The sequence below is a fragment of the Collinsella sp. TM05-38 genome (assembly GCF_003466445.1).
Taxonomy (GTDB): domain Bacteria; phylum Actinomycetota; class Coriobacteriia; order Coriobacteriales; family Coriobacteriaceae; genus Collinsella.
In genome coordinates this window covers 213,627-224,961 of the sequence record NZ_QSPM01000001.1, presented here as the reverse complement: position 1 = coordinate 224,961, position 11,335 = coordinate 213,627, and the positions used below count along the sequence as shown (strand labels likewise).

Here is an 11,335-nt window from a genome sequence, read left to right as displayed (position 1 = left end):
ACGGGGTTGTTGCCGAGGGCGTTGCCGCCGAGGGCGACGACAATACGATCGGGCTTGCCAAGAGGCTTAGACATTGCTGGAATCCTTTCTGTAAAAGGCCTACAACCCATTAATAACCCGCGTCCGTGCGATACGCGAGTTTATTAAGGTTTATATTCTCTTTATCGCTCATTTTATTCATTTTGGAAATAGTGGAGCGGTGAACGGTCGTTTTTATCCGCTCAGCGTACAGAACCCCAGCTCAGACATATCTACGCCATTTACGTGCGACTTTATTTGAATACAGCAAGGATTATGTTGGATTATACAAACTATATCTCTGCTAAACACAAAACGGACAGCATAATATCTTACTCGCACTATACGAGATTCTATGCACTTATAGGACGAGTATGCATCCCTGCAAAAACATGGGGCTTTTCATCCAACAAAAAGGATAGTCGATCGTGCTTCACCCTGCGGTAAGCGACTGTGAACAAGTTGCGCTGTGCCCAAGCGTCCAAAAAAATCTAAACAGGGATATTGCTTCGGCTCCCAAGGCGTGATACTTTAGCCAAGTACAGCACGGGCTGGGGCGGCAGGCATCTGTCGTGAAGTTTGGGTTCGGCGACCCCGTGGCTGTCTTCTCCTTTATCCGCCAGCGAGCCCCTTGAGCGACGGATTGAGGAGGTCCTTACTATGACAAAAATGCTCAAGATTACGCTGAATGGTGAGACGTTTCTCGCCGACATGCTCTGGGACAAAGCGCCCGAAGCATGCAGATTGTTCGAAGCGTCCTGTCCGGTCGAGTCGCGCATCTTCTCGGCAAAGATTTGCGATACCGAGGTGACCTATCCCGTATCGGGCCCCATCGCCAACTACGAGCACATCGAGAATCCCGTCTTTAACGAGCCGGCGGGTGCGGTGAGCTGGTACGGCGGCTGGTCTTCGGTCTGTATCTTCTTTGATGTTTGCGAGCCTTTTGGCACCTGCAACATGTTTGCCCGCATCTGCGGGGCCGACCGCGAGCGCTTTGCCACCGCTTGTCGCAACATTTGGGACAATCAGGGCATGTACATCAAAAACGAAATCGTCGAGATCGAAGCGGAGGCCTAAAGATAATGAATATCGACACCCTGCTTGTACTCGACCTTTCAGAGTACACCACTTCGCTAGAAGCCCTTGCCGACCAAATGATGCTTGAGGAGCCGCGCGATATCGACTATATGCGTCGCCGCAAGCTCGACACTGGCCGCGAGTTCGCAGTATGGAACTTTACCGTCGGCTACTGCATGAACGCTGCCGACGCCCTTTCGCTCCTGCGCACCCAGGCAGCCGAGAACGTCAACGGTAACACCGCCGACTTGGCCACCCTCAACAACAGCGCCGCGCGCCTGTGCGACTGGTTCTCGGGCGCCTTTGACGTCACCGGCAAGATGGACGATACGACCGCCGTCCTCGCCCGCAGCCGCGACCTCTACGCCCAGGTCGAGACCCATGAGCAGTTTGCCGCCCTCACCCGCGCCACCGAGCGCTATCTGGTCCAGCTGCAATTTTGGGTCGATCGCCAGATTCCCTGGCCGGCCATCAGCGACCTGGTCCACGGCTACCGTCTGCGCACCGAAACCGGCGAGACAAGGTAAACCGGACTAGCAGCACCAACCACACCCCATCACGGGGCCCAAAGTAGTAATCAAGAGGCTGGAGACGCAAGCAACAGCGTCCCCAGCCTTTTTGCATGGTACCGCGCCGGTTCGATGGCTTTGAGACCTAAGCGAATCTTCGCTATCTGCCAATTTCTGTATGATTTGGGTCATTTCTGACTGCCAATTTTTGTACTTATAGGGGCAATCCTATCTACCAATTTTTGTCATTTAGGAGTTTTAATGCCACCCAGTAAGATCATTGATGGGCTTTTGAACTGGCAAAACAACTCCAATAAGGCGTTGCTTGTTATCAGCTCCCCCTCTATACCCAGAGAAGCGCGTGGTTTCGCGGCAATGCCGCGAAACAGCAACCGGGACAAAAGGCCCTGCCAACCACGCCCCCCGTTCAGCCCCACAATCCGAGGACGTAGTCGTAGCAGGATCTGAGGGCTGCCCTTCGTGGACATTCCGCAGGACGAAAGAACCCCCGCCGCACGAAGTGCGCAGCGGGGGTTCTTTCATGTCCGAGGACGTCCGCGAAGGTCAGCCCTCAGATCCTGCGGTGAGAGACCTAGGCCTCGTTGTACACCGTCTTGAGCTTCAGCAGGTGCTGGTAGCGATCCATGGCGGCCTGCTCGTTCTCCTTGAAGAGCTCCTCGGCGCGCTCGGGGAAGGAACGCGTCAGCGAAGCGTAACGGGCCTCGTTCATCAGGAACTCCTGATAACCGCCCGCGGGCTCCTTGGAATCGAGCGAGAACTTCTTGCCGGCAGCAGCCTCGGGGTTGAAGCGGAAGAGGTTCCAGTAACCGCACTCGACAGCCTTCTTCATCTCGGCCTGGCAGTTCTGCATGCCGCCCTTCTTGATGGAGTGCATCTCGCAGGGGCTGTAGCCGATGATGAGGGACGGGCCGTCGTAGGCCTCGGCCTCATGGATGGCCTTGAGGGTCTGAGCCGGGTTGGCGCCCATGGCAACCTGTGCCACGTAGACGTAGCCGTAGCTCATGGCAATCTCGGCCAGAGACTTCTTCTTGGTCACCTTACCGGCAGCGGCGAACTGAGCGACCTGGCCCAGGTTCGAGGCCTTGGAGGCCTGACCACCGGTGTTGGAGTATACCTCGGTATCGAAGACGAAGACGTTGACATTGTGGCCGGAAGCCAGGACGTGGTCCAGGCCACCGAAGCCGATGTCGTAGGCCCAGCCGTCGCCGCCGAAGATCCAGAAGGACTTCTTGGTGAGGTAAGCCTTGTCGGCGAGAATCGCCTTGGAAGCGTCGCAGCCGCACTTCTCGAGCTCGGCAACGTAGGCAGCGGCAGCGGTCTTGGAGGCCTCGGCATCGTTGACGGAGTCGATCCAAGCCTGGCCAGCGGCCTTGAGCTCCTCGGACGGACCATCGGCAGCGATGATGTCCTGGGTAGCGGCGATCAGTTTGTGCTGAACGGCCTCATAACCCACGGCCATGCCCAGACCGTGCTCGGCATTGTCCTCGAACAGGGAGTTGTTCCACGCCGGGCCGTGACCGTCCTTGTCCTTGCAGTAAGGAGCGGTGGCAGCGGGGTTGCCCCAAATGGAGGAGCAGCCGGTGGCGTTGGAGATGAACATGCGGTCGCCGGCGACCTGGGTCACCAGACGTGCATAGGCGGTCTCGGCGCAGCCGGCGCAGGAGCCCGAGAACTCCAGGTAGGGCTGCTTAAACTGGCTGCCCTTGACGTTGGCCGCGATGAGCTCCTTCTTCTCGGAGACGTTCTCGACCATATAGTCCCAAACGGGCTGCTGGTCCATCTCCTGCTCGGTGGGAACCATCTCGAGGGCGCCCTTGGGGCAGACCTTGACGCAGTTGGTGCAGCCCATGCAGTCGAGCGGGGACACGGCCATGGTGAACTTCATGCCCTTGGCCTTGGGGCCCATAGCGTCGAGCGTGCGGGTAGCCTCGGGCGCGGCGGCAGCCTCGTCCTCGGTCATCGCGAACGGACGGATGGTGGCATGCGGGCACACATAGGCGCACTGGTTGCACTGGATGCACTTGGTCTCGTCCCAGTGGGGAACGACCACGGCGACGCCGCGCTTCTCGTATGCGGAGGCGCCCAGCTCAAACTGGCCGTCGGCGCAATCGACAAAGGCGGAAACGGGCAGGCTGTCGCCATCCATGCGATCGATGGGCTCGAGCAGGTTCTTGACCTGCTGAGCGATGGCGGACTTGGTCTCCTCGGAGAGCTCGACGGGAGCGGCATCCTCGGCGGTAGCCCAGTCGGCCGGAACCTCGAACTTACGGAAGGCGGTAGCGCCAGCATCGATGGCCTTATGGTTGGCGTCGACGATGGCCTGGCCCTTCTTCATGTAGGACTTGGTAGCCGCGTCCTTCATGTACTGCAGGGCGTCCTCGGCGGGCAGGACCTTGGCCAGCGCGAAGAAGGCGGACTGGAGCACCGTGTTGGTGCGCTTGCCCATACCGACCTTGGCCGCCAGGTCGATAGCGTCGATCAGGTAGACGTTGACGTTGTTGTTCGCGATGTAGCGCTTGGCCACGGCGGGCATGTGCTCGGCGAACTCCTCGTCGCTCCACTGGCAGTTGACCAGGAAGGTTCCACCCGGCTTGACGTCGCGGACCATCTTGAAGCCCTTGACGATGTAGCTGGGGTTATGGCAGGCGACAAAGTCGGCCTTGGTCACGTAGTACGGCGAACGGATCGGGGAATCACCAAAGCGCAGGTGCGAGACGGTGACGCCGCCGGTCTTCTTGGAGTCGTACTGGAAGTAGGCCTGGACGTACTTGTCGGTGTGGTCGCCGATGATCTTGATCGAGTTCTTGTTGGCGCCGACGGTACCGTCGCCACCCAGACCCCAGAACTTGCACTCGATGGTGCCAGGGGCTGCGGTGTTGGGCGCATCCTCGGCCTCAGGCAGGCTCAGGTTGGTCACGTCGTCGACAATGCCGATGGTGAACTCGCGCTTGGGCTCGTCCTTCTTGAGCTCCTCAAAGACAGCAAATGCGGACGCGGGAGGCGTGTCCTTGCTGCCCAGGCCGTAACGGCCGCCGACGACCTTGATGCCCGTCTTGCCAGCCTCGTAGAGAGCGGAGACGACGTCCTGGTAGAGCGGCTCGCCGATGGAACCCGGCTCCTTGGTGCGGTCCATGACGGCGATCTTCTGGACGGTCTCGGGGAGAACGTCAACGAAGTGCTTGATAGAGAACGGACGGAACAGGCGAACCTTGACCAGGCCAACCTTCTCGCCGTGAGCGTTGAGGTAGTCGATGACTTCCTCGAGCACGTCGCAGAAGGAGCCCATGCAGACGACGACGCGGTCGGCATCGGGAGCGCCGTAGTAGTTGAACAGGCCGTAATCGGTGCCGAGCTTCTCGTTGATCTTCTTCATGTAGCCCTCGACGACGGCAGGGAGCTCGTCGTAGACCTTGTTGCAGGCCTCGCGGTTCTGGAAGAAGATATCGCCGTTCTCGTGGCTGCCGCGGGTGTGCGGGTGCTCAGGGTTGAGCGCGTGGTCGCGGAAAGCCTGGACGGCGTCCATGTCGCACATCTCGGCCAGATCCTTGTAGTCCCACATGGCGACCTTCTGGATCTCGTGGCTGGTGCGGAAGCCGTCAAAGAAGTTAAGGAACGGGGTCTTACCCTCGATAGCGGCAAGGTGAGCCACCGGCGAGAGGTCCATGACCTCCTGGACGTTGCCCTCGGCGAGCATGGCGAAACCGGTCTGACGACAGGCCATGACGTCGGAGTGATCGCCAAAAATGTTCAGGGCGTGGGAAGCGACGCAACGCGCGGAGACGTGGAAGACGCCCGGGAGCTGCTCGCCCGCGATCTTGTACATGTTCGGGATCATCAGGAGCAGACCCTGAGAAGCCGTGTAGGTGGTGGTCAGAGCACCGGCACCCAGCGAACCGTGAACGGTACCGGCTGCACCTGCCTCGGACTCCATCTCGACGACCTTGACCGGGGTGCCGAAGATGTTCTTGCGACCCTGGGCCGCCCACTGGTCGACATGGTCGGCCATCGGGCTGGACGGCGTAATGGGATAGATTCCCGCTACCTCGGTGTACGCATACGAAACATATGCGGCCGCCTCGTTGCCGTCCATAGACTTAAACTTACGCGCCATATACCCCTCTCCTCTCATATAGGTATACAGGCCCCGGCGATCGCCGGGATGTTGGCGTGATGGGATTTTCGCTGTTGCTTCCATCATCTGGCAGGCAGACTGAGCAGCAGGTGCATGGCGTGGAGAGAAGGCATGCCGAGGCGAGGGGCAGCTGATGCACCCCACAGACTCGACCGCCCGTCTTGCACATGACCGAGCGCCGCAAAGGCCGCATGCCGGATGCTCCCGGGCACGCCCCGGCGATGGGAAGCGCCCGCAACGGAAATCCGCATGCGGGTTTATTGTACCCCGCCGCCAAGCTATATTTCGTCAAATATAGGTGGGCGGTAAAGGTTTGCCTTGGGTGACCGCCAAGGGCCAAAATGGCCCCTCCATCCCCGGGCGACTGGCTCTGGCGCGACAAGGAGTGTCCCCAAGTGCCGGCAGAAAAGGAGCGTCCCTATCTGCCGGCTAGAGGGCACCGAAGAGGATGGCGTAGGTAGTGGATTCGCCGAGCTTGAGCTCGTCGCCGGGATTGAGTTGGGCGGAACGACCGGGCTCGACCTGAATGCAGACACGCGTGGCCCCGTTTACCACCACGGTTCCGTTGGTGGACGACAAGTCCTCGACGTGCCAGATATTTTGAGCATCGCACCAGATATGGGCATGGCGGGCCGAGACATCGTCGCCGACGTCGGTAATATCGCCCTCACCAGTGGCCAGCGCGCCAATCTCAACACCCTGCTCACTCGGCTGAATCCAGCGCGGGGCGCTCACGACAAAACTGTTTTGTATGCGCAGCAAGCCCAAAGGGTGCGCCGGGGCGGGTTCGCGTTCGCCCGCGGTCATCGACATGCCAAGCGAACGCGGCGTGGATGTGCCTCCGCCACAGGTCGCGTGCGCGTAGTCGATGGCATAGTTCACCGAGGACCGCACATCCGCCGAACAACCGACGGCGACAAACAGCACCAGCACGGCCTCGGCGCGCTCGGCGGGCATGAGTTCCGCCGCCTGGGACAGGCGATCGAGCGCGTTGCGATAGAGATTCGTGTCCTGGTGGCACTCTTCGAGCGCGCGTACCATCGGTTCACCTGCAGGACCGCAGACCATATTGATTACAGCCGTGGAGTCCATGGGATTGCGCTGGCGCAGGGCCAGTTGCGACATAATACGCGCAGCCGAGGTACCGTATTCGGCAAAGTAGCGCTGCTGAAGCGTGCCGACCGGCGCGCGAACGATAAAGCGGGAAACCCAAGAGCGATCGGCGGCTCGGCTCTGCGGGCTGCGGCCATCGGCGAGCGGACGGGACGAAAGCACCAAGCCGCACAGCTCGATATGGCTCAGATGCGCCGCGCGCTTAAAGATATCAAACATGGCGCCGCATGGGGTGAGCCCAACTTGAGATGCCATGACCTAGGCCTCCTTGGTCGTAGAAATAGAATCGGACGATACTTCGACAGGTCCGCCAAAAGTGCGGGCAGCTGCGGCGCCACCAGCAAGCGGAGTCGCCATCTGGGCTTTTGTGCGTCGCGGTGCCGAAACGGGAAGTTCAAAGGCAAAGCCCATCGCAAGCAAAAACCACGTAAGCGTATAGGTTGCAATCAGAGCGGCAACAAGGCCGCCCATCACGGCGCGTTGAGAAAATACGCTACATGCAGCCACAGCCAATACCGGAACCTCGCAGGCAGAAAGCGCAAGCACACCCTGCAGGAACCCCGAGCGCCGATCGCGCGCAAGTGCCCCCGCGGCAACGCCGGCTATGCCTGGCAGCGCCAACGCCAGTGCGGCAATAATACCCGGTAGCGACCCAGACCACACGAGCGATCCCAAAGTCGCCGTCACGCGAGTGCCCGATGCCAGCAGCGCGGCCGAAACCACGACCACAGCCCAAACCACGCCGCAGACGACCGCCGCGCCGACCATCAGCGCGCGACGAACCGCGCGGCCGGACGCATCCATGGGGCACGGCGTGAGCGGCTCGCCACGGAGCGAACGACCGACATTTTGCGCATAGTGGTCACAAAACGCCGAGAGTGCCGCCTCGACCGCCGCCGGCTCGGGACGATCTTTTTGAGAGCTGGACAGACAGGCCATCACCACGTCGAGCAGCTGGGCATCGACAAACGCCAGCGCATCGCGTAGCTCCTCGGAATCCGGCTCAAGCCCCAGTTGCTGGGCCTGCTCGGCCGCGGCGAGCGCCACATCGGGCTCACGACGAAGCAGCTGAGTCAAATCGCAACCGGGCGCATGGGCACCAATGGGATAGTCGGGCCGCGTGTCCATCTTGAGACGGTAGGGGCTGGCGATGTCGCGCGTCTTTTTGCGCGAACCCGAGGCGCCCGAAGTGCTCGGCGCGGCTCCGTATGGCGCGACGCCGGCAATAAGCTCGTAAACCGTGCTTGCCGCGGCATAGACGTCGATCGCCGGCGACATACGCAAAGCGCGCAGGTCGGGAATATCGTCGGTGAGCATCTCAGGCGGGGCATAGGCAACCGTCGCGCGACGCAGCGTGGCATAGCGCTCCGTAAACGACGCCTTGCCGCCGGCACCGGCCACGGCCGACGCAGGCTCAAGCGCCAGCGACGAGCCAAAGTCGATCAGGCACAGGTCAAAGGTGCCCTCGGCAAGCTGCCGGTCAAGCGGTAGACGCGCCGTACGCACCATAATATTAGCGGGCGAGATATCGCGATGGACAAAGCCCTCACCCACCAGGCTCATACGGCAGAGCAGATCGAACAGGTCGCGACCCAAACGCGCCGCCACAAGCGGCGACAGGCGTCCGGCATCGTCCACGGCGAGTCGCGAACGCAAGCGGGCGAGCGTCTCGCCCTCGACCCATTCCATGACAATTGCAGGCACACCGTCGACCTCGCCCCAGCCATAGAGGCGGGGAAAGCCCTTAAGGCCCGAAAGGGCGCGATGGCATTCGTATTCCTCGCGAAACGCCGCCTTGAACTTGGCGACCAGCGCCTCGTGAGTTGCATCGTCGTCAAACTCATCGCGCGTCGGCAAGATGAGCTGCTTGAGCGCCACGGCCTCGCCTTGGGCGTTGACGGCACGCGTCACGCGGCCGATACCGCCACGGCGTATGGTGGCATCGTCGGCAAACAGCATCGTAAAACGACGCAGATAGGCAGGCAGTTCGTCCTGACCGAGCGCAATGGCCGGCTCAAACCCGTCGACACGCGCCAGGCGCAGGCCGACCATGGAATCGCGACCGAGCGATTGTGGTGTGGTGGATGCAAGATCGGTCATCATAGGGCAAGCGCCGCCACGTTATTGTTGAAGTTACCGAGCGCGACGTCATCATCGCCGTAATGGCCGACCCATTGACATAGGTTGGTGTAACAGCCCCACAGATTGGCGTACTGCTGATACCACTTTGACCGGGGCGAGAATGTCTGACGACCGAACTCGGCTCGAATGACAAACATCTCCCCGACCAGGCTGTCGCACGGCCTGGGATCTCCCGTAGAGTTATAGGTCGAGACCACGTCATTGGCACGAGAAACATAGCCGTCGAGCATGTTGTACTTGGTCACAAGCCAACTGTGAATGCTCTCTTCCTCAGCAGCGGAAAGGCCACCGGAGTTTGCATCGTTGTCAGTGTTGCCGCCCGTCGAGCCGCCGTTTCCAGACCCTCCGGCAGAGGAACCCGATCCTGAGCCGCCGCCCGAACTCGACGAATCCGAGCCGGAGCCAGAAGTATCCGAGCTGCCGGGCTTTCCGGACTGCTGGGCGTCCTGCTCCTTCTGCTGCTCGACCTTACTCACCGTTGCCGCCACGCTATTGTTGGACAACCGATCGATGATCTTGGTGTTGGTGAGCACGATGGTTTTGCCATTGGCAAGCGTGACTTCGTTGTCCGGGGCCTCGGCGCCGTCCGCATCGTCGGTGCCAAACACAATATGCGCGACCACACTTACCCAAGCATATCCAGTCGTGGTGCCCAGGTCACTTTTGACCTCATGCCCCACGCGCGGTTCGCGTGCGGCATGCGCCTGCATCATGGACGGCACGGTCATGCCATAGACAGAAACGCCAGCTATGACCAGCACCAGCGAGCAAGACAGCAGTGCGTACGCCCGCGGCGCCAAGCCCAGTCGGCGTCGCATGCGCACCGCGGCGCCGCGCTTTGTCTGAGTGCCACCGGGCCGCATGCGTTCTCCTCCAACAAAAACACGCCGCTCGGGAGCGGCGCATTCATTCGAATCCATATTTGAGTGTATCAGCGAACCCAAAAGGTTGCGAAACGAATGGGCAAATTAAGGATGCGAATGAAAGCATCCATGCGATAAGCGGATACAAAGCATCTTTGTTGCACAACAAACTTACAGTCGCACGGGGAAATTATGGCTACCCCGTGCGTCGCGAGGATAACATACGGCAGGAGCAGGCTCGTCACCTAAATCGTGCGACGGGCCTCAATGGCGCGCCCAAGCGTAAGCTCGTCGGCATACTCCAGGTCGCCGCCCACGGGAAGGCCGCTTGCCAGACGCGACACCTCGACGCCCAGCGGCTTGATAGTGCGGGCCAGGTAGCTCGCCGTGGTCTCGCCCTCAATATTGGGGTTGGTGGCGATGATGACCTCGTGGATGTCCTCGTGGCCCAAGCGTGCCAGCAGCTCACGAATGTGCAGCTGCTCGGGGCCGATCTTGTCCATGGGACTGATCACGCCGCCCAATACGTGGTAGAGACCATGGTAGCTGCCCGTGCGCTCAATCGCCTGGACATCGCGCGGCTCGCCCACCACGCAAATGCGAGTGGTATCGCGCATCGAATCCTGGCAGATGGAGCACTCGTCGGCCGTGGCGTAGTTAAAGCAGCGACTGCAAAAATGAACCTCCTGCTTAACCTCCAGGATGGCCTCAGCCAAGCGGCGCGCCTCCTCGGCATCGGCCTCGAGCAGGTAATAGGCGATGCGCTGAGCCGACTTGGGGCCAATGCCCGGCAGGCGACCCAGCTCATCGAGCAATTTTTGCAGGCTATGGTTGGCACTCATATATATGCGCGTCTTAGAACGGCATGCCCGGGATGTTGAGACCGCCGGTGATGGCGCCCATCTGCTTGTTGGCGAGCTCGTTGACGCCGCGAACGGCCTCGTTGACGGCAGCCATGATCATATCCTGCAGCATATCGACGTCCTCGGGATCGAGGGCATCGGGATCGATGGTGAGGTTGACGAGCTCCATCTCGCCGTTAACGGTCACCTTGACCATGCCGCCACCGGCAGAGGCGTCGACGGTCTGGGACTTGAGGTTCTCCTGCGCGGCGGCAAGCTGCTCCTGCATCTTGCGAGCCTGCTTCATCATCTGCTGCATGTTCATACCGGCCATGATGGCTCCTTTACGTGCGGCCGCACGCCGAGCTGCAAGGGCAGCCGGAGCACGGCGGGACTTTCAAACTCAAAAATCGTACCACGGCGCGGGGCCAGCGAGCGGGGCGGACGTGTTCCCTCAGTCGATATACATGTCCTTGAGCGTGACGCACGCCCAAGATTATGCAAGGTCGAATTATGCAAGGTTGCATAATTATCTCAAGCTACATCTAGCAGAGCTGGAACCAGGCAGTTTATGCGTAGGGCTACAAGGCTACATGGCAAAATGCCGAGCCGCTGCTC

Annotated in this window: 8 protein-coding genes; 2 read left to right on the top strand and 6 right to left on the bottom strand. The window is 60.6% G+C overall.

Annotated features, from left to right (window positions below; all coding sequences use genetic code 11):
- The first annotated feature begins 678 nt into the window (after positions 1-678).
- Together DXD49_RS00920 and DXD49_RS00915 are read left to right on the top strand one after the other, a co-directional pair.
- Positions 679-1,095, top strand: coding sequence for a DUF3830 family protein (locus DXD49_RS00920; protein ID WP_117793962.1), 417 nt, complete (start codon positions 679-681; stop codon positions 1,093-1,095).
- A gap of 5 nt (positions 1,096-1,100) precedes the next feature.
- Positions 1,101-1,622, top strand: coding sequence for a hypothetical protein (locus tag DXD49_RS00915; RefSeq protein ID WP_117793961.1), 522 nt, complete (start codon positions 1,101-1,103; stop codon positions 1,620-1,622).
- Between the two features lie 574 nt (positions 1,623-2,196).
- Here the strand turns inward: DXD49_RS00915 and nifJ are convergent.
- The 6 genes from nifJ to DXD49_RS00885 all read right to left on the bottom strand — a co-directional run bounded on the left by nifJ (position 2,197) and on the right by DXD49_RS00885 (position 11,051).
- The gene (nifJ, locus tag DXD49_RS00910) at positions 2,197-5,736 is read right to left on the bottom strand and encodes a pyruvate:ferredoxin (flavodoxin) oxidoreductase (protein WP_117793960.1); all 3,540 of its coding nucleotides are present in this window, start codon (positions 5,734-5,736) and stop codon (positions 2,197-2,199) included.
- 450 nt (positions 5,737-6,186) lie between these two features.
- Positions 6,187-7,125 carry an FHA domain-containing protein gene (locus DXD49_RS00905; RefSeq protein WP_117793959.1) on the bottom strand — a complete coding sequence of 313 codons (939 nt, stop codon included), beginning with the start codon at positions 7,123-7,125 and terminating at the stop codon, positions 6,187-6,189.
- A 3-nt stretch (positions 7,126-7,128) separates the two neighbouring features.
- Positions 7,129-8,973 (bottom strand): hypothetical protein, encoded by a 1,845-nt coding sequence (locus tag DXD49_RS00900; protein ID WP_117793958.1) that lies wholly within the window; start codon positions 8,971-8,973, stop codon positions 7,129-7,131.
- On the bottom strand, positions 8,970-9,875 hold the full coding sequence (locus DXD49_RS00895; protein ID WP_117735410.1) for a hypothetical protein: 906 nt from the start codon (positions 9,873-9,875) through the stop codon (positions 8,970-8,972). Before DXD49_RS00895 ends, DXD49_RS00900 begins: the two co-directional genes overlap by 4 nt.
- 245 nt (positions 9,876-10,120) lie before the next feature.
- A complete protein-coding gene (gene recR, locus DXD49_RS00890) occupies positions 10,121-10,717 on the bottom strand; it encodes a recombination mediator RecR (protein ID WP_089573257.1) in 597 nt (198 codons plus the stop codon).
- A gap of 13 nt (positions 10,718-10,730) precedes the next feature.
- A complete protein-coding gene (locus DXD49_RS00885) occupies positions 10,731-11,051 on the bottom strand; it encodes a YbaB/EbfC family nucleoid-associated protein (protein WP_006235174.1) in 321 nt (106 codons plus the stop codon).
- Between the last annotated feature and the right edge of the window lie 284 nt (positions 11,052-11,335).

Coding starts and splice junctions, on each gene's coding strand:
- DXD49_RS00920 (WP_117793962.1), top strand. CDS start 679: ATGACAAAAATGCTCAAGATTACGCTGAATGGTGAGACGTTTCTCGCC.
- DXD49_RS00915 (WP_117793961.1), top strand. CDS start 1,101: ATGAATATCGACACCCTGCTTGTACTCGACCTTTCAGAGTACACCACT.
- nifJ (WP_117793960.1), bottom strand. CDS start 5,736: ATGGCGCGTAAGTTTAAGTCTATGGACGGCAACGAGGCGGCCGCATAT.
- DXD49_RS00905 (WP_117793959.1), bottom strand. CDS start 7,125: ATGGCATCTCAAGTTGGGCTCACCCCATGCGGCGCCATGTTTGATATC.
- DXD49_RS00900 (WP_117793958.1), bottom strand. CDS start 8,973: ATGATGACCGATCTTGCATCCACCACACCACAATCGCTCGGTCGCGAT.
- DXD49_RS00895 (WP_117735410.1), bottom strand. CDS start 9,875: ATGCGGCCCGGTGGCACTCAGACAAAGCGCGGCGCCGCGGTGCGCATG.
- recR (WP_089573257.1), bottom strand. CDS start 10,717: ATGAGTGCCAACCATAGCCTGCAAAAATTGCTCGATGAGCTGGGTCGC.
- DXD49_RS00885 (WP_006235174.1), bottom strand. CDS start 11,051: ATGGCCGGTATGAACATGCAGCAGATGATGAAGCAGGCTCGCAAGATG.